At 60.0% G+C, this 23,619-nt stretch carries 22 protein-coding genes; 12 read left to right on the forward strand and 10 right to left on the reverse strand.

Annotated elements, in window-relative coordinates:
• Positions 1 to 6 precede the first annotated feature (6 nt).
• Together GRH90_RS03000 and GRH90_RS03005 are read right to left on the reverse strand one after the other, a co-directional pair.
• Positions 7 to 1,059: an ABC transporter permease gene (locus tag GRH90_RS03000; protein WP_162364415.1), complete on the reverse strand. Its 1,053-nt coding sequence runs from the start codon at positions 1,057 to 1,059 to the stop codon at positions 7 to 9.
• Entirely contained in the window at positions 1,059 to 2,627 is a 1,569-nt protein-coding gene (locus GRH90_RS03005) for an ABC transporter substrate-binding protein (RefSeq protein WP_162364416.1), read from the reverse strand. Before GRH90_RS03005 ends, GRH90_RS03000 begins: the two co-directional genes overlap by 1 nt.
• A gap of 310 nt (positions 2,628 to 2,937) precedes the next feature.
• On the opposite strand from GRH90_RS03005, the gene GRH90_RS03010 reads away from it, so the two are divergent.
• Together GRH90_RS03010 and GRH90_RS03015 are read left to right on the forward strand one after the other, a co-directional pair.
• Complete coding sequence (locus tag GRH90_RS03010) at positions 2,938 to 3,534, forward strand: cytochrome b (protein ID WP_162364417.1); 597 nt, start codon at positions 2,938 to 2,940, stop codon at positions 3,532 to 3,534.
• Positions 3,518 to 4,099, forward strand: a complete 582-nt coding sequence (locus GRH90_RS03015) for a YceI family protein (RefSeq protein ID WP_162364418.1) — start codon at positions 3,518 to 3,520, stop codon at positions 4,097 to 4,099. Before GRH90_RS03010 ends, GRH90_RS03015 begins: the two co-directional genes overlap by 17 nt.
• A 43-nt stretch (positions 4,100 to 4,142) precedes the next feature.
• Here the strand turns inward: GRH90_RS03015 and GRH90_RS03020 are convergent, their stop codons facing one another.
• From GRH90_RS03020 to GRH90_RS03045, 6 genes are read right to left on the reverse strand one after another with little or no spacing between them, the layout of a single operon-like run.
• Positions 4,143 to 5,525: an amidase gene (locus GRH90_RS03020; RefSeq protein ID WP_162364419.1), complete on the reverse strand. Its 1,383-nt coding sequence runs from the start codon at positions 5,523 to 5,525 to the stop codon at positions 4,143 to 4,145.
• A 3-nt stretch (positions 5,526 to 5,528) separates the two neighbouring features.
• Entirely contained in the window at positions 5,529 to 5,732 is a 204-nt protein-coding gene (locus tag GRH90_RS03025; protein WP_162364420.1) for a hypothetical protein, read from the reverse strand.
• Between the two features lie 56 nt (positions 5,733 to 5,788).
• Positions 5,789 to 6,796, reverse strand: coding sequence for an ABC transporter substrate-binding protein (locus GRH90_RS03030; RefSeq protein ID WP_162364421.1), 1,008 nt, complete (start codon positions 6,794 to 6,796; stop codon positions 5,789 to 5,791).
• Between the two features lie 2 nt (positions 6,797 to 6,798).
• Positions 6,799 to 7,635 (reverse strand): ABC transporter permease, encoded by an 837-nt coding sequence (locus GRH90_RS03035; protein ID WP_218586201.1) that lies wholly within the window; start codon positions 7,633 to 7,635, stop codon positions 6,799 to 6,801.
• 22 nt (positions 7,636 to 7,657) lie between these two features.
• Positions 7,658 to 8,437, reverse strand: a complete 780-nt coding sequence (locus tag GRH90_RS03040; RefSeq protein WP_162364422.1) for an ABC transporter ATP-binding protein — start codon at positions 8,435 to 8,437, stop codon at positions 7,658 to 7,660.
• 4 nt (positions 8,438 to 8,441) lie between these two features.
• Positions 8,442 to 9,350 (reverse strand): carbon-nitrogen hydrolase family protein, encoded by a 909-nt coding sequence (locus GRH90_RS03045; protein WP_162364423.1) that lies wholly within the window; start codon positions 9,348 to 9,350, stop codon positions 8,442 to 8,444.
• Positions 9,351 to 9,541: 191 nt separating this feature from the next.
• Between GRH90_RS03045 and GRH90_RS03050 the strand changes: the two genes are divergently transcribed.
• The 10 genes from GRH90_RS03050 to GRH90_RS03095 all read left to right on the forward strand — a co-directional run bounded on the left by GRH90_RS03050 (position 9,542) and on the right by GRH90_RS03095 (position 20,991).
• Positions 9,542 to 10,204, forward strand: a complete 663-nt coding sequence (locus tag GRH90_RS03050; RefSeq protein WP_162364424.1) for a helix-turn-helix domain-containing protein — start codon at positions 9,542 to 9,544, stop codon at positions 10,202 to 10,204.
• Between the two features lie 367 nt (positions 10,205 to 10,571).
• Positions 10,572 to 11,507: a LysR family transcriptional regulator gene (locus GRH90_RS03055; protein ID WP_162364425.1), complete on the forward strand. Its 936-nt coding sequence runs from the start codon at positions 10,572 to 10,574 to the stop codon at positions 11,505 to 11,507.
• Between the two features lie 293 nt (positions 11,508 to 11,800).
• Positions 11,801 to 13,243: a M20 family metallopeptidase gene (locus GRH90_RS03060; RefSeq protein ID WP_162364426.1), complete on the forward strand. Its 1,443-nt coding sequence runs from the start codon at positions 11,801 to 11,803 to the stop codon at positions 13,241 to 13,243.
• An 86-nt stretch (positions 13,244 to 13,329) separates the two neighbouring features.
• Positions 13,330 to 14,940, forward strand: coding sequence for an ABC transporter substrate-binding protein (locus GRH90_RS03065; RefSeq protein ID WP_162364427.1), 1,611 nt, complete (start codon positions 13,330 to 13,332; stop codon positions 14,938 to 14,940).
• A gap of 38 nt (positions 14,941 to 14,978) precedes the next feature.
• Entirely contained in the window at positions 14,979 to 16,064 is a 1,086-nt protein-coding gene (locus GRH90_RS03070) for an ABC transporter permease (protein WP_162364428.1), read from the forward strand.
• Positions 16,061 to 16,996, forward strand: coding sequence for an ABC transporter permease (locus GRH90_RS03075; RefSeq protein ID WP_162364429.1), 936 nt, complete (start codon positions 16,061 to 16,063; stop codon positions 16,994 to 16,996). The genes GRH90_RS03070 and GRH90_RS03075 overlap by 4 nt, the downstream gene beginning before the upstream one ends.
• The gene (locus GRH90_RS03080) at positions 16,989 to 17,855 is read left to right on the forward strand and encodes an ABC transporter ATP-binding protein (protein ID WP_162364430.1); all 867 of its coding nucleotides are present in this window, start codon (positions 16,989 to 16,991) and stop codon (positions 17,853 to 17,855) included. The genes GRH90_RS03075 and GRH90_RS03080 overlap by 8 nt, the downstream gene beginning before the upstream one ends.
• Before the next feature lie 86 nt (positions 17,856 to 17,941).
• Positions 17,942 to 18,679 carry an ABC transporter ATP-binding protein gene (locus tag GRH90_RS03085; protein WP_178113006.1) on the forward strand — a complete coding sequence of 246 codons (738 nt, stop codon included), beginning with the start codon at positions 17,942 to 17,944 and terminating at the stop codon, positions 18,677 to 18,679.
• A gap of 18 nt (positions 18,680 to 18,697) precedes the next feature.
• Positions 18,698 to 19,651: a serine hydrolase domain-containing protein gene (locus GRH90_RS03090; RefSeq protein ID WP_162364432.1), complete on the forward strand. Its 954-nt coding sequence runs from the start codon at positions 18,698 to 18,700 to the stop codon at positions 19,649 to 19,651.
• Positions 19,648 to 20,991, forward strand: a complete 1,344-nt coding sequence (locus tag GRH90_RS03095; protein WP_162364433.1) for an MmgE/PrpD family protein — start codon at positions 19,648 to 19,650, stop codon at positions 20,989 to 20,991. The genes GRH90_RS03090 and GRH90_RS03095 overlap by 4 nt, the downstream gene beginning before the upstream one ends.
• A 576-nt stretch (positions 20,992 to 21,567) precedes the next feature.
• On the opposite strand, the gene GRH90_RS03100 is transcribed toward GRH90_RS03095, so the two are convergent.
• On the reverse strand, positions 21,568 to 21,783 hold the full coding sequence (locus GRH90_RS03100) for a hypothetical protein (RefSeq protein WP_162364434.1): 216 nt from the start codon (positions 21,781 to 21,783) through the stop codon (positions 21,568 to 21,570).
• A 267-nt stretch (positions 21,784 to 22,050) separates the two neighbouring features.
• A complete protein-coding gene (gene amyA, locus GRH90_RS03105; protein WP_162364435.1) occupies positions 22,051 to 23,532 on the reverse strand; it encodes an alpha-amylase in 1,482 nt (493 codons plus the stop codon).
• Positions 23,533 to 23,619: the final 87 nt, after the last annotated feature.

Here is a 23,619-nt window from a genome sequence, read left to right on the forward strand (position 1 = left end):
ATTGCGTCATCGGGTTCGTGGATCGATTAAATAAGTCAGGGCATCGGCCAGGGCGTTAAGCAACACAAAGCAGAGGCCGATAAGCAGCGTGGCGCCCAGGATCGCCGGCGTATCGGAGGCAAACAGCGCGCCGGTCAGGTAGCGGCCCACGCCGGGCCAGGCGAACACCGTTTCGGTCAGCACCGCGCCCTCGAGCAGGCTGGCGTAGGAGAGCGACAGCACGGTCACCAGCGGCCCCAGCACGTTGGGGAAAATATGGCGCAATAAAATACGCAGCCGCCCGGCGCCCTTCGAGCGCGCGAGCACCACATACTCTTTGTTGCTCTCCTCCAGCAGCAACGCCCGCAGCAGGCGGGTAATGCCGGCCATCGACAGCAGCCCGAGCACGGTAACCGGCAGCCACAGGTGGCTGATGGCGTTGCGGAACATGGCGCGATCGCCGGATAGCCAGGTATCCACCAGCACAAAACCGGTTTTCGGCTCCAGGGTATAGAGATAAATATCATCCAGCCGGCCCGGCCCGCTGGCCCAGTGCAGTACGGCGTAAAACAGCAGCAATCCCAGCAGGCCCAGCCAGAATACCGGCACCGAATACCCCAGCAGCGAAACCAGGCGGGCGATGGAATCGAGCCAGTTGCCCGGCTTCCAGGCGGCCAGCAGCGCCAGCGCAATACCGCCGATGGCGCCGAACAGGATGGCGCAGGTGGCCAGTTCCAGCGTCGCGGGAAAGGTATGCAGTAAATCGTCAATCACCGGCTGGCCGGTAATGCGCGAGATGCCCATATCGCCGCGCACCAGGTGTTGCAGATAAAGCCGGAACTGCGTCGGCAGGGATTGGTCCAGGCCGAGCTGGCGGCGAATCTGGGCATAGGTGGCTTCGCTGGCGTGGTCGCCCGCCATCTGCAGCGCCGGATCAATCGGCGCCATTTGCGAGAGCGTAAACGTAAAAACCAGCAGGCCGAGCAGCGTCATCGCCAATGACAGCGCGCCGGTCAGGATGTTGCCCGACCAGCGCCAGCTTTGCCGGCCGAGGCCGGCCGAAGGCGTCGACGCCGACATTATTTGGTGACCCGGCTGTAAAACACCATATCCGGGTTGATGCCCTGGATATAGCCTTTCAGGTTATCGCGCACCGCAATCAGGTTGCGCGCCTGTAAGCCGATGACATAAGGCGAACTTTGCATGACCTGCTTTTGCATCTGCCGATACATCTCCACCCGCCGGTGCGGATCGCTTTGCGCCGTGGCCGCCAGCGTCTGTTTGCTCAGTTCGGGAATATGCCAGTTGGCGCGCCAGGCCAGGGTTTTGCTGCCGTCTTCCGGATTATAGGCAAACGCGGCGGCGTTGGTATTGGGATCAAAATAGTCGGGGCCCCAGGAGGTCAGCGTTGCCTGGTAATTGTGGCTTTTCACGCTGGTTGATATCTGCGAGCTCAGCCCGGGCGCCACGTCCACGGCCACGCCGCCTTTGGCGAAACTGCCCTGCAACGCCTGGGCGATGTCCAGGTAGGGCGGCTGGTTGCTGACGGAAATCGTGAAGCTGACGTTGGCCAGCCCGGCCTTGGCCAGGATCTGTTTGGCTTTTTCCGGATCGTAGCGGTACGGCTCGTCCCTCAGCGCGCCCGGATACCCGTCGGGCAGGAAGGACTGGTGCACCTGGAATTGCCCTTTCATCAGGTCTTCGGCAATGCCGTGATAGTCAAACAGATAACGCGCGGCCTCCCAGAACGCCGGATTTTTCAGCGCCGGCGAAGCGTCGGCGTTAAACTGCAGGAAATACAGCGACGCCATGGGAACGGCCATGGGTGTGACCCCGGACTTGCCTGTTAACGCCGCCATCTGATCGGCGCCAAGATTGCGCGCGATATCCGCATCGCCCTGCTCCACCAGCAGCCGCCGCGCCGCCGGTTCCGGCACGTTCTTGATCAACACGTTGGCAAGCTTCGGCGCGCCTTCCGGCGAGCTTGGATTGGCCTGCAAGACCAGCACCTCATGGGGGACATAGCTGCGGATCTTATACGGACCGGTACCGGCGGAATGCCGGCCCAGCCAACCGTGGCCGAAATCGTTATTTTGCTGATGGGCCAGCGCCTCTTCGGCGTCGATAATCGATGAAACGGGAGCGGACAGCAGGCTAAGGACGTAGGCGGGGCTGACGTCGGCGGTCCAGCTAATCTTCACCCTATTGTCGTCCACCTTTTGCAGCATGCCGTCGACGTTTTTTTCGTTCCAGCCGAGCTGGGTCAGGATAAACGACGGCTCCAGGTTGAGCTTGATCACCCGTGACAGCGAAAAGATCACGTCTTCCGGGCGCAGCGGATGGCCGCTGGCGAATTGGGTATGCGGCCGCAGGGTGAAGGTCAGGCTGCGGTTATCGGCGCCGGCTTGCCAACTGTCCGCCAGGGTCGGTTTTAGCTCGATAGGGTTATGCGGATTGGATTGCAACAGACGCTGGTAGAGACTGTTAAACGACTGCACGGTGGTCAGTTCAAATCCTTCCGCCGGGTCAAAACTGGACGCGTCGTCGATGGACTGGACGATAACCAAGGTATCGGCCGGCGTGGTCGCCCGCGCGTTGAACGCGCACGCCAGGGCGGTGAAAAGCAACGAGGAAACGGCTAATTTCATGGCAAGCTCCGGATAAGGTCGATTCGGCAAACTGTTGGCGAGTGTAGGGGAGCCGTCCTCTGAGCGTAAATGACATTAAACGCTATAGTTATTTCATATCCGCATAACAACAAGCGCTTTAATAGCCTTTCTAACCGTCGGGGCTTGCCATCCCCCCGCCGTTACCAATCGATCCCACGCCATGATAATAAAGCGCATTTTTTGATTTACAAAACTTTAACGTCTTTAACATCGCTTATAATTGCTTTTTTATTTCAGTATGTTTTATTTATTGCCCAATGGTAACGAAAAACCACGGGAGAAACGCCTTATGCGCTGGCGTAATTCAGCCGAAAATTTCGGTTATATCAGCATCGGCGTTCACTGGCTGGTGGCGCTCGCCGTGTATGGCATGTTTGCGCTTGGCCTGTGGATGGTGACGCTGGGTTATTATGCGACCTGGTATCATCGCGCGCCCGAACTGCACAAAAGCATCGGCTGTCTTCTTTTCGCCGTCATGATCCTGCGCCTGATCTGGCGTTTTATGTCCCCGCCCCCCGAACCGCTCAGCCATTACTCGCCGCTGACGCGCGCCGGCGCGGCGCTGGCGCATTTGACCTTGTATATCCTGCTGTTTGCCCTGCTGACCAGCGGGTATCTGATTTCCACCGCCGACGGACAGCCCATCGATGTCTTCGGCTGGTTTTCCGTTCCCGCGACCCTTAGCGGCCTGGGAGGTCAGGCCGATGTGGCGGGCGATATCCATTTTTACCTGGCGTGGTGCGTGGTGATCCTGTCGGTATTGCACGGCCTGGCCGCGTTAAAACATCATTTTATCGACGGCGACATCACGCTCAGGCGGATGCTTGGGTGTCGCCCCCACCCACCTGCGAATCATAAGGAAAGACCCCATGCTGAAAAAGACTAGCCTTGTCCTGGCAACGGCAACGGCAACGATGTTATTCGTCTCGGGCATCGCCGGCGCGGCGGAATATAAAATCGATAAACAAGGCCAGCACGCTTTTGTGCTGTTCAAGATCAAACATCTGGGTTATAGCTGGCTCTACGGCGGCTTTAAGGATTTTGACGGCGGCTTCACCTTCGACGACGACAATCCCGCCGCCGACAAGGTCAAGGTGGTGATCAATACCGCAAGCGTCGATACCAACCACGCCGAACGCGACAAACACCTCAGGAGCGCGGAGTTCCTGAACGCGGCGAAATTTCCCCAGGCCACCTTCGAATCCACCCAGGTGAAAAAAGACGGCGATGAATGGGATATCACCGGCAACCTGACGTTAAACGGCGTGACCAAGCCCATTACGCTGGAAGCCAGGTTAACCGGCCGGGGCAAGGATCCCTGGGGCGGCTACCGCGCGGGTTTCGAAGCGCAGGGCACCCTGGCGCTGAAAGACTTTAACATCACCACCGATCTGGGCCCGGCGTCCCAGCAGGTGGACTTAATCCTATCGGTCGAGGGCGTCCGGCAATAGCCCATCGCCGTTATTGGCGCGCGGCGGCGGTAGCCGCGCGGCATTATGGCGACAGGCTGTCGTTAATGCAGGGGGGACGCCGCAGATGAAAATCGGTACGCTGCTGAAAATGGTGCGCCACCTTTAACAACATTTGCTCGCCGCCGTCCGGCCCGATCAGTTGCATGCCGATGGGCAGGTTTTGCGCGTCGAATCCGGCGGGCAGGCTCAGGGCGGGCATGGCCGTCAGGCTGGGAAGGCAGGTAAAGCGCATATTGCCGGTCAGTACGCTTTCCGGTTGTCCATCAATCACCACCTGCGCCTGTCCGCTAAGCGGCGCGGTAAACGGCAGCGTCGGCGTCAGGATAACGTCCACCTGGCGAAAAAGCCGCTCAAGCTGCTGGCGCAGCCAGGTCCGGTAGCGCTGGGCCTGCAAATATTCCACGGCGCTGAAGCCGAGGCCGGCCTGCAATAACATGCGCACGTCCTCGCCGTACTCCTCCGGCCGGGATTGCAGCCAATGCCCATGGACGGCGCTCGGTTCCGCGGCATCGACAATCACCTGCGCATCGACGGCGTTCTCCAGACCGTCTACCCGCACCGGCGCGATCGTCGCCCCCATCTCGCCGAACAGCGCCAGGGTCTGTTGCCAGGCGCGCGCGACATCCGGCTGCAGGCCCTGGTCGCTGTAGTCCTCGATGACGCCGATGCGCAGCGGATAGGGCGCGTCGTCCAGGGATAACGGCGTTTCACCCGACAGCGCGGTATACACCAGCGCGCATTCTTCGCTGGAACGGGCCAGCGGACCGACGGTATCCATGCTCCATGCCAGGGGAAAAATACCCTCGGTGCTGATGCGCCCGACGCCGGGCCTGAGCCCCGTGACGCCGTTCATCGAGGCCGGCAGCCGGATGGAGCCGCCGGTATCGGTGCCGAGCGTGGCGAAGGCGCTGCGCACCGCCGCCGCCACGCCCGAGCCGCCGCTGGAGCCGGCGGGAATGCGCGCGGCGTCCCAGGCGTTATGACAAGCGCCATAATGCGGGTTATCGGTGGTGCCGCCCCAGGCAAACTCATGCATGGTGGTGGTGCCGAGGATCAGTGCGCCGGCCTGCTTTAAGCGCAGGCTGACCACCGCGTCCCGGCCGGCCATATTCCCTTGCAGGATACGGCTGCCCGCGTGCATCTCATGGCCTTGGATATCGATATTGGCCTTCAGCGCCAGCGGGATCCCATGCAGGGGGCCCAGATCGTAGCCATTGCGCAGCAGGGTCTGGTAGGCCTCGGCCAGTTCAACGGCCTGCCGTTCATAGATTTCGCTAAACGCATTAAGCCGTCGGGTCAGGCGCTCCCGGTCCAGGCAGGCGCCGGCCAGTTCGGGGAAACTCAGCCGGCCTTGCCGCACCTGCCGTCCGGCTTCGCCAATAGAGAGATCCAGGATATCCGACATAATTCAGCCTCGGCGTGGATTAATGGGCTGCAGGGGCGACACCCGTACCGTTATCGGCAATACCGTGGCGTCCAGGTGCTGGTTAACAAACCGGCTTAACGCGTCGGCGCGCGCCACCCAATCCTCAAGCGTCGGCAGCACCGCGTCCTGATGCCCCTGGCTTAAGGCGCCCAGCAGGGCCAGGCGTTTTTTTGCATGCTCGGTCATGGCGTATTGTCCTCCTCCGGCAAGCGCGCGCCGATAAATACGGCGTACGCTCAGGGTTATTTAGCCGCGTCGGCCATTGCCTTGGCCTTGGTGGCCAGCGCGACATTGACATTATTTTGATAAGAAGTGGCCTCGGAGGGATAGGCTTTGATATTTTTGGCATATAACGCGATCTGCATATTGTTGTCCCAGGCTTTCTGCGATACCAGTACGTTCTCCGGATAGCCCTTGGCCTCGATTTCACGCATCACCGCGGCGCGCACCAGATCCCTGGGCACGTTGGGGAAATATTTGGCGGCGATTTCCACCGCGCGATCGGTATTGCGGTAAATAAAGCGCGACGCCATCTCAAAGGCGGTCACCACGCCCTGCGCCTGCGCGGGATTGTTATCAATATAGTCCTGGGTGGTGGTCAGGCTTGAAAACGCAAAGGGAAACCAGTCCTGGTTGGCGGCGAACGAGTACACCACATGCAGGCCGTTCTGCCTTTCCGCCATCGAGGTCTGCGGTTCCACCGCCAGCGCATAGTCGGCGCGATCCGCCGCCACCGCCGGGATTTCATTGCCGATCGCCACGTGCACCAGCTTCACATTGCTTAAGTTATGCTGTTTGATCAGATAACTCATAAACGCCCAGGTGGTGTCGGGCTGCGGGCTGGTCACTACCCTCTTGTTGGACAAAAAGCCCAGGTTGTTCTGCAGCGGCGTGGCGTCCTTGCCGAAGATAAATACCGTCGGCGCGTTTTGCACCCCGGCCACCACCACCCCGCCACCGCCATTTTCATGGGATTTCGGCACAAACACCGGGTCCTGAATGGAAAAATCCGCCGAACCGCCGATCACCGCCGCCCAGGACTGGGAACCGCCGCCACCGGTGCTGATCTTGACCTCGACGCCCTGCTGTTTAAAAAAGCCTTGCTCCTGCGCGACGTAGAGCGGCAGGTAGAGCAAGGACTGAAAGGCCTGGTTGATGCGCACCGGCGTTTGCGCCGCCGGCGCCGGTCCCGCCACCGCACCCAGTGTAACTGCCAGGGCAATACCCCGTATCCGCTTGCTTATGTTCATTTTCAGGCCCTTTCCCATGAGAGAATCATACGTTCGAGTAAAGCGACTAACCCGTTGAAAACCAGCATCATGATCATTACCAGCACAATGCCCGCCAGGACGATATTCATGCCGAAATTGGAGCTGCCCAGCAGGATCATATGGCCGACGCCGGCATCGGAGGAAATGTATTCCCCGACGATGGCGCCCACCAGGGCGAAACCGACGTTCAGGCGCAGGCCGGACACCACCCACAGCATGGCGGACGGCACCACCAGCTTGATAAAAATCACCGTGCGCGAGGCATCGAAAGATCGCAGTAGGTTGATCAGGTCCGGATCGGTGCGCAACGCGCCCTTATAGGACGTGGTCAGCGAGACCACCACGCAGGAGAAGGCCACGATCACCACCTTGGACAGCATTTCGGTGCCGAACCAGATAATGGTAATCGGCGCGATGGCCAGTACCGGGATGGCGCCGACGGCGGCAATAAACGGCGCGGCCAGATCCGAGATAAACCGGGAATACCACAGCAGCAACCCCAGTATCGACCCGCCGACCGCCCCGACCACAAAACCAATCAGCGTCTCGCAGGTGGTGATGTTGATATCGGCCAGCAGCTCGCCGGACTGGAAGCGTTGCACCAGCACCTCCCACACCATGCTGGGACTGGCAAACAGGAACTTGCTGATGCCGCCGGTGCGTACCCCGATTTCCCAGCCGGCCAGCAGGCCGGCCACAATCAGTATTTGCAACAGCAGCAGGGTATAGCGCCGCACGGCCGGGGTGCGGAAAAAGGACTCCAGCCGTTCGCTCTTGCGGGCGGTGTCCATCCGGGTAGGTTGCGGGATACTGCTCATGATTGCGCCTCGCAAAAGACAGTCATATATTGACCGGGGCGGCGCCGATGCTGCGCCAGATCACTTCGTAATAATCATTGAAGCGCGGCGAGAGCCGGCGCTCGGGAATAATCATGCTGTCGGTCTCCAGATCGACCTTTATCTCATGCACAATCTCACCCGGACTGGCTTTCATGACGTAGACCCGGTCCGAGAGCGTGACCGCCTCTTCGATATCGTGGGTGATAAATATCACCGTCTTTTTCTGCTGTTTAACCACCGTTAGCAGTTCCGACTCGAGCGCGACTTTCAGCGGATAGTCCAGCGCCTTGTAAGCCTCGTCCATCAAGATGATTTCAGGCTCGGTGACCATGGTGCGCATCAGCGCCACCCGCTGTTTCATACCGCCGGACAGCTGGGCGGGATATTTATCCTCGAATCCCTCCATGTGGTAGGTACGCAACAGGTCGGCGGCGCGTTCGCGGGCGATTTTTTTATTGATTCCCCGCACCTCCAGTCCCAGGACGACGTTCTCCAGCACGGTCCTCCAGGGAAACAGCAAATCCTTTTGCAATACGTAGCCCAGATCCGGCGAGGGGCTGCCGGTGGTCTCGCGGTTTTTGATAATGATATGGCCGTCGTCGGGCGCCAGCAGGCCGGTAATGATGTTGAACAAGGTGGATTTGCCGCAGCCGCTGGGGCCGACAAAAGAGATAAACTCATTTTCATCGGCATGAAAATCCAGGGCATGGAGCACCGCCACCGGCCCCGAGGCCGAGGCGTAGCTTTTCGAGATATTGACTGCTTGCAGGGTATGCGGCATGACGCTACTCCCCGCCGTGCTGGGCAGGGTGATGGCGCACGGTTAACACCGGATCGGATACCCGCACCGGCACATAATCCTTGAGGAAAAAATAGCCCATATAACCTACGCTGCGTGAGTGGGTGATAGCGTCCCTGATGTTGACGCTCGCCATGGCGATGCCCGCGGCATTACCGGTATCGGCAATGATGTTGCCGCGCGGATCTATGATGCGGCTGTGGCCGTGGTACAGCAGGTTGCCGTGGGCGCCATGCATATTGGATTCCACCATCCAGCATTGATTTTCCATCGCGCGCACCCGCCCAAACAGGGTATAGCTGTCGACCATGGAATCCTGTTCCGGATCCCGGCTATCGCCCGCCAGACCCCAGGCGGTGGGCATGATCATGATATCCGCGCCCCGAAGCGCCAGTTCGCGGGTGCTTTCAGGAAAGACCTTGTCATAGCAGATCAGCATGCCGATGCGCCCGAGCGGCGTATCAAACACCGGAAACCGGTCGCCGGGATAATAGACATGCTTCTCGTCGCCCGGCTGGTGTACCTTGCGATAACGGCCCACCTCGCCCTCCGGCCCCAGCAGCACCACGGTGTTGAACAATACCTCGGGGAAACGGGGATGGCGTTCGGTCATGCCCACCACCGCATAGACCTGATGCTGTATTACCGCCTGGCGGATCCGGCCGATGCCCTCCCCGGTTTCAATCACCTCGGCGTTGGCGAATTGCCAGGCCACGTTATCAAAATCCAGGCGCAGGGTATCGGTCAGGTAGCCCTGTAAAATCTGTTCGGGAAACACCACCAGCCCGGCGCCGGCGTCGACGGCCCGCGCCAGCAGCGCGAGAATATTGGCGACGTTGCGCTGTTTGTCATAAAACGCCTGCATGGAAACGGTGGCAATGATGGTTTCGCTCACACCCTGCTCCTGTCGTTTGATGGATTAACCGCCGCCGGCTGGCCCGGCCGCGCGGGTTAGGCTGGCTTTCACATCATGCCGCTTAATTTTCGTTAAGACCAAAATGTTTTTCTTATAGTAAAAAATAAGCGGTGTTAAAGAAAATAACGTACACTCCAGCGCTAGGCATGTGTTAAGGATCCGGAGGGCCGATGGCGAACAATAGCTTCAGTAAAACGGCAGGCATAAGGACCGCGTTGACTACGGAGCAGGATTTTGGCAACCGGGTTAAAGCGCTGCGGGTGGAGCGGCGCTGGACGCTGGATCAGGTGGCAAAAAACAGCGGGGTGTCCATCTCCACGCTGTCGAAGATCGAGAACGGCCAGGTATCGGCCTCCTTCGATACCATCACCAAAATTGCCAACGCCTTCGATTTTTCCTTCAGCGATCTGTTCAAGCAGAACGCATCGGCCTCCCCAAATGCCCGCCCGCCGGTGGCCGGGCGCCGTACCGTCACCCGCGCGGGCGAGGGGCTGGTCTTTACCAACGCCCACTATATCTACAATGTGCACTCCGAGGAATTAACCCATAAGGGCATGATCCCGATAGTAATGCAGATTACCGCGCGCGAGGCGCCGCCGCAGGAGCAATGGTCCTGCCATGAAGGCGAAGAATTTATTTATGCGATCAGCGGGACCACCATCCTGCATACCGCCTGGTATGCCCCGCTGTGCCTGATGCCCGGCGACAGCGCCTATATCGACAGTTCGATGCCGCACGCCTTTGTGACGCAGGGGGAGCGGGACGCCTCGATTCTGTCTATCTGCCTTACCGATAAACTGGATTTCGAGCAACCGGGCAAGGCGGCGGGGTAAGGTCTGAAACGACAAACCAGCCAAGCGGCGGGGATAGGCAAGTCCCCGCCCGGGCGGGTGCCGACGGCCGGCCGTCACCCACGCCTACCGCCTCGGGGCGCCGGCACGCCGGCGGGACAAGGTTCGGACGCTTGCCCCGTTACGGTGCGGCCCGGCGCAATATTCCGCCGCACGCCCCATCCCTGGCCCGGTTTTAGCCGGGCCCCCATGCGTAACCGGTTGAAAATAAGATAGTCATTAATCTTTTTCCGCATTGGCGTGGATCTTGCTGCATTCATGGCCGCCATGTGGCGTTGCCAACAGCGACCCGGGCGCGATGCGCTTTCTCCCGTAGATATGTTGATCATAACTAGCCAGGGGTTATCCGATGGAACTGAAGTGGCTTGAAGATTTTCTCAGCGTTTCTCAGTGCTATAGCTTTACGCGGGCGGCTAATGAGAGAAACATCACCCAGTCCGCGCTGAGCCGCCGTATCAAACAGCTTGAGGAGTGGCTGGGGGTACCGCTGTTCGATCGCAAGTCTTATCCGATTCGCCTGACGCCCGAGGGCCGGGATTTTCTGCAAACCGCGTCGGAAATGGTGTTTTCCATGGCCCAGCTTCGCAACGATATCCGCCAGCGTCATGCGCAAAAACACGCCATCGTGCATTTCGCCACGCTGAATACGCTGTCGCTGACCTTTTTCCCCGCCTGGATCAACGCGATCGATCCGTCCCAGCAATACGGCTACCTGCGGCTGTGCGACCAGCAGCCGTCTTTCAGCGGTAATATTTCCCTGCTGCTCGATGGCGAAACCGATTTCCTGCTGACCTACGCGCACGACTCCGTGCCGTTGATGAAACAACTGCAGCGTTTTCCGTACATCGAACTGGGCGAGGAGCGGGCCATCGCCGTCTGCGCGCCGGACAGCGACGGCAAACCGCTTTACCCGATCGATGAGCGCCGGGACGCCGACGGCAACCAGGCGCCCATCCCTTATCTCAGCTATGGCAAACGCTCATTTTTCGCCCACGCGCTCAGCGCGCTGTTTGCCTTGCGCCCGCTGCCGCTGAAGCCTATTTATGAAAATCCGATTTCCAGCGGCCTGAAGGCCATGACGATTTCCGGCTGCGGCACGTCATGGCTGCCGTCGAGTCTGATCACCGAGGAAATCGCCGCCGGCACCCTGACCCGCGCGGGCGATCGCAGTTGGGATATCCAGGCCGGGATCCGCCTTTACCGGCTGGAAAAATTCCGCAATATCCAGGCCGAACGCCTGTGGAACCGGGCCTGCCTGCTGCACCGGACGCACGCGGCGGCCTGAATCGCGTCACCCGGCGTCCGGCGGCATATCCGGCCTGATAACTTCTTCTTTCCTTGCTGTTTCCCGGTGGGACGCGCGTGCCATTGCCAAAATAAAAAGTCTATTTATCAGATAAATATTCATTTCACATGCCAAAAAACCAGGCCCGGGCAAACTATGCAATTTTGGAATAGGCCAGTTTAAAGTCTCATTGGATATTTGCCGCTTCCACCCACATCCTGAATGGGTTCCCATCGTATTGTCCGACCCAGCACGTCATCGACGACTTCATCCACCGGCACGAGGATATTCAGGTGAATAACGCATTAGCGCAGCAGAAAGCATTGGTCTGGAATCTGGTCGACGTCAAAAAGAACCTGTTCACCGCCCTGAGCGACCGTATCTGGGGCATGCCTGAAATCGCCTATACCGAATACCGTTCGGTGGCCGAACACACCGCCATGCTGAAGTCCCAGGCTTTTCGCGTAACGGAAAACGTCGCAGGCATCCCCACCGCCGTCATGGGGGAAGCCGGACAGGGAGGCCCGATCATCGCCATCCTGGGTGAATACGATGCGCTGCCGGGGCTGAGCCAGGTGGCCGGCATCGCCAGGCCGGAACCGATCCCCGGCAATGGCCACGGCCATGGCTGCGGCCATAACCTGCTCGGCTCCGCCGCCATGCTCGCCGCCACGGCAATTAAAGACTGGCTGGCGCAGACCGGCGCGCCGGGTCGCGTACGCTATTACGGCTGTCCGGCGGAAGAAGGCGGCGCGGCAAAATCCTTTATGGCCCGCGCCGGCGCGTTTGACGACGTGGATATCGCCATTACCTGGCACCCGTCGGCCTTTAGCGAAGTGGCGCGCGCCGAGTCCCTGGCCAATACCCGCATGGACTTTGTCTTCCACGGGCGCGCCTCACACGCCGCCGCGTCTCCGCATCTGGGGCGCAGCGCGCTGGATGCCGTCGAACTGATGAACGTCGGCGTCAACTACCTGCGTGAGCATGTGCCGTCCGATTCGCGGATCCACTACGCCATGCTCGACTCCGGCGGCATTGCGCCGAACGTGGTGCAGGCGCGCGCGGCGGTACGTTACGCGATCCGCGCCCGCGACGTTCACGCCATGTTCGCACTTAACGAGCGGGTGAAAAAAGTGGCGGCGGGCGCGGCGATGATGACCGAGACCCGGGTGGATATCAGCATCATGAGCGCCGTCGCCAACCTGCTGGGCAACGAGCCGCTGGAACAGGCCATGCAGCGGAATTACGAACTGCTCGGCCCGATTGCCTTTGACGACGCCGACAAAGCCTTTGCCGCCGAAATCCAGGCCACGCTGACTCCGGAAGATATACAGAGCGCCTATCGCCGCATCGGCGTTAAAACACCGCAACATCCCGCCCCGTTGTGTGAATTTATCGTTCCCCTGGACGCGGCCGGCGAGCTGATGCTCGGCTCCACCGACGTCGGCGACATCAGTTGGATACTGCCGACCGTGCAGGCCCACGTCCCGACTTACGCCATCGGCACCCCGGGCCATTCATGGCAGTTGACCGCGCAGGGCATGCTGCCCGCCGCGCATAAAGGGCTAGCCCACGCGGCCAAGGTCATGGCCGCCACCGCCATCGATACCCTGACCGACAAGGTCTTGCTGGCGCAGGCGAAAACCGCGCATTACGAACTCACCGCGCAAACGCCTTACGTCTGCCCTATTCCCGCCGACGTGAAACCGCCGCTGCAACCGCGCCCGGCCGAATAGCGGTATTGTCCTGTGCCGCATTTTTTGCGGCATTTTTGCCGCGCGTCCGCGGTACTTCGCCATTTTCATTCACAGGAGCGGAATTGATGCATAACACCCGGAAACGAGCCCTGAACAACCTGATCGGACTGACGTTGGGGTGCGCCGTGCTGCCCCTGGCGGCGCAGGCGCAAACGCCCGCGGATTCGCTGGTGATGGCATGGAATATCGACGCCATCAGCACCTTTGATCCGGCGCAGATCGGCGAAGTGGTCACCAATGAAATCATCAAGAACACCTGCGACACGCTGGTCGACTTCGATCCCAAGGATGAATCCCAGGTTATTCCCCGTCTGGCAAAAAGCTGGGACATTTCGCCGGACCGCAGGCGGATTACCTTCCATCTGAACAGCGGGCTGACGTTCCCGTCGGGCAATAAGGCCACGGCGAAGGATGTCGCCTGGTCGCTGCAGCGGGTGGTGCTGTTGGGCTTCGGCAATTCCGCCACCCTGACCGAATACGGCTTCGACAAGGATAACGTTACCCAGCGTATTACCGCGCCGGACGACGATACGCTGGTCATGGGCTTTGATCAGCCGTATCCAACCAACCTGGTGCTGCAGGCGATTGCGGCCAACAACGTCTCCACCACGCTTGACCGCGCGCTGGTGGAGCAAAACGCCGTTAACGGCGATATGGGCAATAAATACCTCACCACCCATACCGCCTGCGTCGGACCCTATCAGCTGATGCGCTGGAACGCCGGCGAAGGCGTGATGCTGCAGGCGAATAAAGAATACTGGGGCGCCGCCCCCAAACTGCAGCGTATCCTGATCCGCCACGTGGCGGAAACGGGCACCCAACGTTTGCTGCTGACCCAGGGCGACGTGGACATCGCGCGCGACCTCGCCCCGGACGATCTGCGCGATTTAGACCAGGGCGGCCAGGTGAAGATAGAAAAAGTGCTTAAGCCGCAGCTGTTTTTCTGGACCTTCAACAGCGAAGACCCCATCTTTAAAAATCCCAAGGTGCGCCTGGCGATGCGTTACCTGATCGATTACCAGGGCCTGGCGTCCACCGTCATGCCGTACCTCGGCGTGCCCCGCGCCAGCTTCGCGCAGCTCGGCGCCTACGGCGCGCTGGATAAAGATGCCGGACAACCGTTCAAGCTCGATCTCGCCAAAGCCAAACAACTGCTGACCGAAGCCGGCTATCCGGACGGATTCAGCGCCAAACTGATTATCGGCACCCTGCCGCACTCCGCGCCCATTGCGCAAAGCACCCAGGAAAACGCGTCGAAAATCGGCGTAAGGCTATCCATCGAGAGCATGGCCAATGCCCAGCTGTTCAGCCGGGTGCGCGGGCGTGAATTCCAAAGCGCCATGATGGCGTGGCAGACCGCGGTGCCGGACGCCCATGGCAACGCCTCGCGCCTGGTGTTTAACCCGGACAACAGCAAGGAGGCCAAAAAAACGCAGTATCCGAGCTGGCGCGCGGCCTATTTTGACCCGGCGATGAACCGGCAGGTCACCGACGCGCTGCTGGAGCCCGACGCCCAAAAACGCATCGCTCGCTACCACACCCTGCAGGAAGAGCAGATGCAGCAGGGACCGATGGCGATCATGTTCCAAATGTACAACACCGCCGGGTTGACTAAACAGGTGAAAGACTGGACCTGGAACGGCTTTCGCGTTTATTACGCCGTGGCCGCCAAATAACCGGGGCGACATTGTCGTCCGCACAGAAGGAGCCACCGATGTCGCTACTCGATCCTAGCGCCGCGGGCGAACATCCTGCTGACCCGCTCTGGCTCAGGCTGGGTGAACACGGCGCGCGCTTGGGCAAGCTGCTGGTTTCCGTGTCCTGTACCCTGTTGGGGCTGGCGGCGCTGACCTTTTTCATCGGCCGCCTGCTGCCCATCGATCCGGTGGTGGCGGTGCTGGGGGACAATGCCAGCCAGGAAGCCTATCAAAAGATGTATCACCTGTTGGGGCTGGACAAACCGCTGTGGGAGCAGTTTTTGATGTACCTGAAAAACGTCGCCGCACTAGACTTCGGCAATGCGCTGACCACCGGCCGTCCGGTCGCCGAGGACATCGGCCGGGTATTTCCGGCCACCCTGGAGCTGGCGAGCCTGGCGGCGATCATCGGCACCTGCCTGGGCATTCCGGCAGGCGTGCTCAGCGCCATGTACCGCAATACCTGGTTCGATCACTGTATCCGCTTTATCGGCCTGCTCGGCCATTCGGCGCCGAATTTCTGGCTGGGGCTGATGGGGCTGGTGCTGTTTTACGCCACGCTCGGCTGGATAGGCGGACCGGGGCGCATCGATTTTATCTACGAATTCGACGTGCGGAAGGTCACCGGGTTCTACCTGATTGACACCGCGCTTGCCGGCAACTGGGCGGCGCTGGGCAATGTGTTCAGCCACCTGATCCTGCCGGCGTCGATTCTCGGGCTCAGCGGCCTGTCCTATATCAGCCGCATGACCCGCAGCTTTATGATTGAACAGCTGTCGCAGGAATATGTGATAACCGCGCGCGTCAAGGGGCTGTCATGGGCGCGCAGCGTATGGGTCCACGCGTTTCGCAACGTGGCGGTGCAGGTGGTGACCGTGGTGGCCCTCTCCTACGCTTTCCTGCTGGAAGGCGCGGTGCTGACCGAAACCGTTTTCGCCTGGCCCGGCTTCGGCCGTTACCTGACCAACGCCATGCTGGCCGGCGACATGAACGCGGTGGTCGGCTGTTCACTGCTGATCGGCGTCATATTTGTAGGGCTAAACCTGCTGTGCGACCTGCTTTACCGCATTTTCGATCCACGTACCCGCCAGGAGCAATCATGACCGACTCTGCTAAACCCCGCCTGACCCGCCGTTCGCGCCGTTCGCTGCGCGACTGGCTGGATGCGCCTGTTCCAGCGACGCCGTGGCAGGCGCGTATGCAGCAGAGCCTGAACCAATGGCGCCGTTTTTGCCGCAATACCTCGGCGCTGTTCGGCCTGGTGGTGATCCTTATCATCACCGCCGCCGCGCTGTTTGCGCCCTGGCTGGCGACCCACAACATCTACGCGCAAAACCTGCAGCTGCGTCTTGGCGCGCCAGGCGGTGAATACTGGCTGGGCACCGACGAACTGGGGCGCGATATCTACAGCCGCCTGATTTACGGCGCGCGCATCACGCTGTACATCACCTGCCTGTCGGCGCTGATTGTCGGCCCGGTAGGGCTGCTGGTCGGCACCATCGCCGGCACGGTCGGCGGCTGGGTCGACACCGTATTGATGCGCATCGTGGATATCTTCCTGGCATTCCCGAGCCTTATCCTGGCGCTGGGTTTTGTCGCCGCCCTCGGTCCCGGCATCGAAAACGCCATTATCGCCATTTCACTCTCGGCCTGGCCGCCTATCGCCCGGCTGGCCCGCGCCGAAGCGCTGTCAATCCGTAATATGGATTATGTCGCCGCCGTGCGCCTGCAGGGCGCGTCGCAGATACGCATTATCCTGCGCCATATTATCCCGATGTGCCTGCCGTCGGTGGTGGTGCGCCTGACGCTGAACATGGCGGGAATTATCCTCACCGCAGCCAGCCTCGGTTTCCTGGGCCTCGGCGCCCAGGCGCCCAGTCCAGAGTGGGGGGCGATGTTGTCATCGGGCCGTCAGTTCATGATGACCAACTGGACCATCGCCGCGATCCCCGGCCTGTCTATTCTTCTCACCAGCCTGGCCTTTAACCTGTTCGGCGACGGCCTGCGCGACGTTCTGGATCTGCGCCATGACTGATAACCTGCTTGAAGTACGTCATCTTAACGTGGTGTTCAAGGACCGCCGCCGCGAAAATCACGCCGTACGGGATATTTCGTTCTCGATAGGGCGCGAAAAGGTGGCCATCGTCGGCGAATCCGGCTCCGGCAAATCGCTGACCGGCCGCGCGCTGCTGAAACTCACACCGCAGGGCGCCAGCGTCAGCGCCGAAAAAATGTGGTTGGGCGATACCGACCTGATGAACACCAGCGAACGCGGGATGCGCAAGATTCGTGGTAAACGCATTTCAATGATCATGCAGGACCCCAAATTCTCGCTCAATCCGCTGATGCGCGTCGGGCAGCAGATCAATGAGGCCTACCGCACCCACTTTAACGTCGGCGAACATGCCGCGCGGGCCAAAACGCTGCTGATGCTGGAAGCGGTGAACATTCGCGATCCGGAACGGGTGTTCAGGCTGTACCCGCATGAGATTTCCGGCGGCATGGGCCAGCGCATCATGATTGCCATGATGCTGATACCCGAGCCGGATCTGATCATCGCCGACGAGCCGACATCGGCCCTGGACGTCACCGTGCGCCAGCAGGTGCTGGGCGTGCTTGATGCCCTGCTGGCGCGGCGTAACACCGGCCTGCTGTTCATTACCCACGACCTGGGGCTGGTGGCGGGATTTTGCGACCGGGTGCTGGTGATGTACGGCGGCCGCATCCTGGAGGAAATTGCCGCCGATCGGTTGCATAACGCCAGGCATCCCTACACCCGGGCGCTGCTCGCCAGCCAGCCGGATCTGCACCGTCCGGTGGACATGCTGGCGATCCCGGCACGCGACCCGGCCTGGCTGTCCGGCCCGGTATACCGATATGGAGACGCGTGCTGATGACATCTGCGATAAACGGGTCCGCCCAACCCGCAACGGCCGCGTCGACGACGGCGGATAAAACGCCGCCGCTGGCCGTCGACCGTATGATTGAAACCGTCGATTTAGGCATTGCCTTCGGCAAGGGCCGCCAGCGCAAACAGGTAGTGGACGGCGTGTCCATCAGCATTGCGCGTGGCGAAAGCTACGGCCTGATAGGCGAGTCCGGCTGCGGGAAATCCACCCTGCTGCGCGCGCTGACCGGCCAGAACCCCCACTATGCCGGCGCCATCCTCTATCAGAATCGCGAGCAGCATCCGGTGCGTGACAAAGCGTTCTATCGCCAGATCCAGATGGTATTCCAGGATCCCTACGCATCGCTGCATCCGCGCAAAATGGTCTACCACACCCTGCTGGAGCCGCTGGTTATTCACGGCATGGACCGGCGCGAAACGCGCATTTCCGACGTGCTCGACGCGATCGGCCTGGGCGACGCCTTTCGCTATCGTTATCCGCATCAGCTCTCCGGCGGCCAGCGGCAGCGCGTGGCGCTGGCCCGGGCGCTGATCATCGAGCCGCAGGTGTTACTGCTGGACGAGCCGACCTCGGCGCTGGATGTTTCCGTGCAGGCGGAGATCCTGAACCTGCTGAAAACCCTACGACGCGAGCGCAACCTGACCTATTTAATGGTCACGCATAACCTGGCGGTGGTGGCCCATTTATGCGACCGGGTAGCCATCATGCACCAGGGGAAATTGCTCGAGGAAATGACCGCCGACGAAATCCGGCGCGGTTCGGCAACCGAGCCGTATACCCAACAGTTTCTCGCCGCCAGCAACCACTGACGGCCCAGGAGTCGCGCCATGATGAACAATAGGCACTCCAGCCCGGACCGGGACGCCCTGCTGCTGTGCTGCGACGGCCAGGACACCGACGCGCTGCTGATCCTGCGCCGGGGCGATATCCTGCTGGAATATGGCGATATGCAGCAGCGCTTTCTCTGCCATTCCATGCGTAAAAGTTTTCTCAGCGCGCTGATAGGCATCCAGGCGACGCGCGGCTGCTTCGATTTATCGCTGACGCTGGCCGCCCTGGATATCGACGATATTGACGCGCTGAGCGACATTGAGCGCAGCGCCACGCTCCATGACCTGCTGACGGCGCGTTCGGGAATTTACCATCCCGCCAACTATGAAACACCATGGATGACGCGCATCAAGCCCCCGCGCCACAGCCAGCCGCCGGGCTGCCGGTGGAGTTACAATAATTGGGATTTCAACGCCTTGGGAAGCGCTTACCGCCAGCTGACCGGGTTGGATATCCATCAGGCGTTTTTCGACCAGATCGCCCAACCGCTCGGCATGGCCGACTTCAGGAGGGAAGATGGCTGGATGGAGCCGGGGGCGCTTTCCCGGCACGCGGCCTATCCGTTCCGTCTGTCGACCCGCGATCTGGCGCGCTTCGGCCAGCTATTCCTGCAACAGGGCATGTGGCGGGGCCAGCAGATTATTCCCGCGGCCTGGGTACGCCGGAGCCTGATGCCCTACTCCCACGCCGGCGATCGCGGCGCCTACGGCTATATGTGGTGGCTGGCCCGCGACGGCGTGGCATTGCCCGGCTGTGAACTCCCCGGCGGCAGCTATTTCGCCTACGGTGCGGGAGGCCATTACTGCCTGATGCTGCCCACCCTTGACGCCGTGGTGGTCCACCGGGTGAATACCGACATCGCGGCGCGCGAGATCAATCGTTTTCAATTCGGCCGGTTAATCAACCTGACCCTGGCGTTCCTTGCTGCATCATCGGGAGAACAAACATGAATGTGATCGAAGCCATTGCCGCCTGGAGTCGCGCCCAGGACGGATTCAGCCGGCCGGCGCGGGAGCTGGCGCGGCGGGCAATCGTCGACACGCTGGCCTGTCTTTATGCCGGCCGGGGCGATTTTTCCACGCTCGCCGTGCGTACGGCCGGCGAACCTTACCTGCGCCGCGACTATCGGGCGCGGGTTATCGGCGGCGGCCGCGCCCCGGCGGCGATTGCCGCGCTGATTAACGGCACGTCGGCGCACGCCATCGACTATGACGATAACTTCGGGCCGGGCATGAGTCACGCCTCGGCGGTGCTGGTGCCGGCGCTGCTGGCGGCGGCGGATGAATTAAACGCAGGCGGCGGCCAACTGGTCGACGCCTATCTGATCGGCCTGCAGGCGCAAGCGTTTATCGGCGCGGGGGTTGGCCCTTCGCACTACACCGCCGGCTGGCACGGCACGTCCACGGTCGGCTGCATCGGCACGGCGGCCGGCGTCGCATGGCTGATGGGCCTGGACCAGGCCGGGATCGCCCGCGCGCTAAGCAACGCCGTAAGTTTTGCCTCCGGCACCAAAGGGCAGTTCGGCACGCCCATAAAACCGCTGCACGCGGGCTGGGCGGCGCGCAACGCGATAGAGGCGGCCGTATTGGCGCAGCGGGGCATGCGCGGCAGGATCGATATCCTCGAGGCGCCCCAGGGGTTCGGCGAAATGTTTGGCGGCGCCGCGCCGTCCGGCTGGGATATTCCAGCCATCCTCGGCACGCGGCCGCACGTCATTGAAAGCGTGGGCGTGATGCCGAAGCGCCACCCCTGCTGCGGTTCCACGCATATGATTATCGATGCGCTGTCCGACCTGCGCGATACCCATGATTTTACCGACGCCGACGTGGTGTCGGCGGATACGCTGGTCGGTATCGCCAACCAGCGCAACCTGGCCTATGCGGTGCCGGAAAATGAAATGCAGGCGCGTTTCTCCATGCACTATTGCGTCGATACCTGGCTACGCAACGGCGCGCTGAGCGTGCTCGATTTCACCCCCGCCCGGGTGGCGCAACAAACGGATCCGGCGCGATTGGCCCGCATCACCCTGCGCGCCTACAGGGCGGAGCAAGAGGCCGGCGGGAAGCTGCCGCATCGCGTGACCCTCACCCTACGCGACGGCCGCCGGCTGGAAGCCGAACGCCGCCTGGCGAAAGGCAGCAACACGGAACCCTTTAGCGAGGCCGAACGCCGGCAAAAATTCATCGACTGCTGCGCCGGACTGGAGCTGCCGGACCGCCTGTTTGATCGGCTTAAAAGCCTGGGAGATGCAGGCGACCTCGGTTACCTGGATGCGCTGCTTGTTGAATAGCCGGCTTATTTGAATTGACTGACAACATATGGATATTAATTGGCCTAATAATTAATATAATTTTCAATTATAACTGATAAAGCCTCGTTTAAGGGTAGATAGATTACCCTAAACTGAGGCCTATGATTCAAATGCCATTGCCGTTAGCTTAAATTATGTTTTAAGCCAGGGGCCCACCGGCATTCAAACAAACATTAATTAGTAACGAAAAGGTATTTCCCCGTATTACACATAGTTTTCTCTACCGGAGACGCGGGCATTCTTTTTACTTTATCCGCGCAGGCAACGTGCCGATTTATCAGTCATACTCGCCTCTTGTTTGTTTTTAATAACGTAAAATACCTATCGCGCATCAATCGTTCATAATCAAGCTATTGCCGGCTGTTTTGTCCAGCCGTAAACCCATTAATAAAATCCTCTGCCGGGCGCGATAAAATAGATTTATCGCCAATAATATCTGCGAAACCATGAATGCTGATATAATAATCGGCCACTTTTTATTAATTTGACTCCGAATAAAAACATGGTTTATTTTTAACAACCAAAAAAATGTGTTAATCAATGAATTGAAAAACATCAGCAGAAATCAACACCATCCGTATCGTGCATATTTTCCCGCGCCATGCCCCATGGAAGCGGGTTTTTACCATTCCGGCTTAATGCCACGCACCCGTCATAATCTTCTCTGGTCATCAGATTCACCGATAAGCCCACTCCCGCCGCTTTAAAGTAATCATTGGCCCTTTTTATGGCTGCCATTCCCTGCTCACGGATGTTAACGATAACATTCACTGCGCCACATTCCTGTTTTAAGCATTTCTTTTAGACTAATGCGTCAAAAAAAATAGCCTGGCAAGTTAATAAAAAAACCAGCTTGTCATTTTCATTCCGCCCCTAATTGTATCGCGACCGGCAAGCGTCAGGAATAGGTTGAGGCAAATGAGGGATGATGCTATGCGCATACAACGCTTTTCACCTCCGGCCCGGCGGTGAAAAACGCGGCTTCAGGATAAAAAAACGGCAGCGGTCAGGTGATGATCCCGCGGCGGCGCACGCCGCTTAACCAGCGTCAATCCAGACGCTGACGCCGGCGGCGTTACATCTGAATATGCCGGCGCCATGCTCGTCCAGGGTGACAATATCTTCGCGCTGTCCCACATGGTCCCGCCAGCGGGCCTGGGCAAAACCTGCGCCCAATTCGAGCTTTTTTTCGCCCTCGCCGCTGTTGGACATCACCACCACGCAGCCGGGCAACCGATCCGTGCCATGGCGGCGGAACGCCACGCAGTGCGCATCGTCGAAATAATCGGTCTGCCGGCCGTGGGCATACAGCCGCCGCGCGCGTATCAACGCCTCAAGCTCCGGGATCGCCGGCATCTCGATGGCGTGGATTTCGCCATCGTTGCCGGTATCGGCATAGGAGGCGCCGAACAGATCGGGGTAGAACACCGTCGGCACGCCCTGCTCGCGCAGGAGTATCAGCGCATAGGCCAGCGGCTTGAACCAGGGTTGCACCGGCGCCTCAAGGGATTGCAGCGGCTGGGTATCGTGGTTGTCCACCAGAGTGACGGCGTGGGCCGGGTCGGCGGCCACCAGGGTGTCGGCAAACACCTGGCTGAGGTCAAATTCCGCGCCCTGCGTCGAGGCGCGATGGAAGTTCATTTGCAGCGGCGCGTCGAACAGCATGGTTTTACCGTCAACCTGCTCAAGATACTGCAGCAATATCTCCGTCTTATGGGACCAATACTCGGCGATAATAAACATCGGCTGCCCGGCGGCATCCTGAATATGATCGATCCAGTCTTTATAGAACCACGCGGGGATATGTTTTACCGCATCCAGGCGAAAGCCGGTGCAATGGGTCTCATTCATCACCCAGCGGCCCCAGTGGGCCAGCTCCGCGGCGACGGCCGGATTACGGAACTCGATATTGGCGCCCATCAGGTAATCATAGTTGCCCAATTCGTCGTCCACCTCTTCATTCCAGCCGTCACGGGTATATTCAGTGACGATTTTAAAGATGCCTTTTTCATCGGGATCTTCGATCAGGTCGATACCGCTGAAACACTTATGATCCCAGACGAACCGCGAATATTGGCCTTGCCGGGCCGGAAAGGTAAAGCGGGTCCAGGCGGTGGCGTCGATCGCCCGTTCTTCTATCTCTTCCCGATCCTCTATTTCCACACGATTGACCTGGATGCGCTCCTGTTCGTCGGCGCCCATCTTATGATTGAGCACCACGTCCAGCAGTACGCCGATATCATGGGATTTCAGCGCCTCGATAGCGGCCAGCAGCGCCGCCTTGTCGCCATATTTAGTCGCGTGGCCGCCCTTCTGGTCGAACTCGCCCAAATCAAACAAATCATAGGTATCGTAACCGACGGAGTCCGCGCCGGTGTCCGCTTTGTAGGCCGGGGGCAGCCAGACCATGGTGATGCCGATTTCCGCCAGCCATCCGGCCCGTTCGGCGGCTTCGCCCCATAACGTGCCTCCGGGGGGATAATACCAATGAAAAAACTGCATAAGCGTGGGATTGCGCATCGAAGATTCCATCGTTGACAGGACTAAGGAAAGTATGGAAGAAACGCAAACAATCACCGGACATATTTTTCGCTGCTTAACTTAAAA

It is taken from the genome of Acerihabitans arboris (assembly GCF_010131535.1).
GTDB classification, from domain to species: Bacteria; Pseudomonadota; Gammaproteobacteria; order Enterobacterales; family Enterobacteriaceae; genus Acerihabitans; species Acerihabitans arboris.

What these genes read in the sequence shown, in the direction of transcription:
- GRH90_RS03020 (WP_162364419.1), bottom strand. Translation starts at nt 5,525, where the DNA reads ATGTCGGATATCCTGGATCTCTCTATTGGCGAAGCCGGACGGCAGGTG.
- GRH90_RS03010 (WP_162364417.1), top strand. Translation starts at nt 2,938, where the DNA reads ATGCGCTGGCGTAATTCAGCCGAAAATTTCGGTTATATCAGCATCGGC.
- GRH90_RS03000 (WP_162364415.1), bottom strand. Translation starts at nt 1,059, where the DNA reads ATGTCGGCGTCGACGCCTTCGGCCGGCCTCGGCCGGCAAAGCTGGCGC.
- GRH90_RS03040 (WP_162364422.1), bottom strand. Translation starts at nt 8,437, where the DNA reads ATGCCGCATACCCTGCAAGCAGTCAATATCTCGAAAAGCTACGCCTCG.
- GRH90_RS03075 (WP_162364429.1), top strand. Translation starts at nt 16,061, where the DNA reads ATGACCGACTCTGCTAAACCCCGCCTGACCCGCCGTTCGCGCCGTTCG.
- GRH90_RS03030 (WP_162364421.1), bottom strand. Translation starts at nt 6,796, where the DNA reads ATGAACATAAGCAAGCGGATACGGGGTATTGCCCTGGCAGTTACACTG.
- GRH90_RS03050 (WP_162364424.1), top strand. Translation starts at nt 9,542, where the DNA reads ATGGCGAACAATAGCTTCAGTAAAACGGCAGGCATAAGGACCGCGTTG.
- GRH90_RS03080 (WP_162364430.1), top strand. Translation starts at nt 16,989, where the DNA reads ATGACTGATAACCTGCTTGAAGTACGTCATCTTAACGTGGTGTTCAAG.
- GRH90_RS03055 (WP_162364425.1), top strand. Translation starts at nt 10,572, where the DNA reads ATGGAACTGAAGTGGCTTGAAGATTTTCTCAGCGTTTCTCAGTGCTAT.
- amyA (WP_162364435.1), bottom strand. Translation starts at nt 23,532, where the DNA reads ATGCGCAATCCCACGCTTATGCAGTTTTTTCATTGGTATTATCCCCCC.
- GRH90_RS03005 (WP_162364416.1), bottom strand. Translation starts at nt 2,627, where the DNA reads ATGAAATTAGCCGTTTCCTCGTTGCTTTTCACCGCCCTGGCGTGCGCG.
- GRH90_RS03090 (WP_162364432.1), top strand. Translation starts at nt 18,698, where the DNA reads ATGATGAACAATAGGCACTCCAGCCCGGACCGGGACGCCCTGCTGCTG.
- GRH90_RS03070 (WP_162364428.1), top strand. Translation starts at nt 14,979, where the DNA reads ATGTCGCTACTCGATCCTAGCGCCGCGGGCGAACATCCTGCTGACCCG.
- GRH90_RS03085 (WP_178113006.1), top strand. Translation starts at nt 17,942, where the DNA reads ATGATTGAAACCGTCGATTTAGGCATTGCCTTCGGCAAGGGCCGCCAG.
- GRH90_RS03035 (WP_218586201.1), bottom strand. Translation starts at nt 7,635, where the DNA reads ATGAGCAGTATCCCGCAACCTACCCGGATGGACACCGCCCGCAAGAGC.
- GRH90_RS03065 (WP_162364427.1), top strand. Translation starts at nt 13,330, where the DNA reads ATGCATAACACCCGGAAACGAGCCCTGAACAACCTGATCGGACTGACG.
- GRH90_RS03015 (WP_162364418.1), top strand. Translation starts at nt 3,518, where the DNA reads ATGCTGAAAAAGACTAGCCTTGTCCTGGCAACGGCAACGGCAACGATG.
- GRH90_RS03095 (WP_162364433.1), top strand. Translation starts at nt 19,648, where the DNA reads ATGAATGTGATCGAAGCCATTGCCGCCTGGAGTCGCGCCCAGGACGGA.
- GRH90_RS03025 (WP_162364420.1), bottom strand. Translation starts at nt 5,732, where the DNA reads ATGACCGAGCATGCAAAAAAACGCCTGGCCCTGCTGGGCGCCTTAAGC.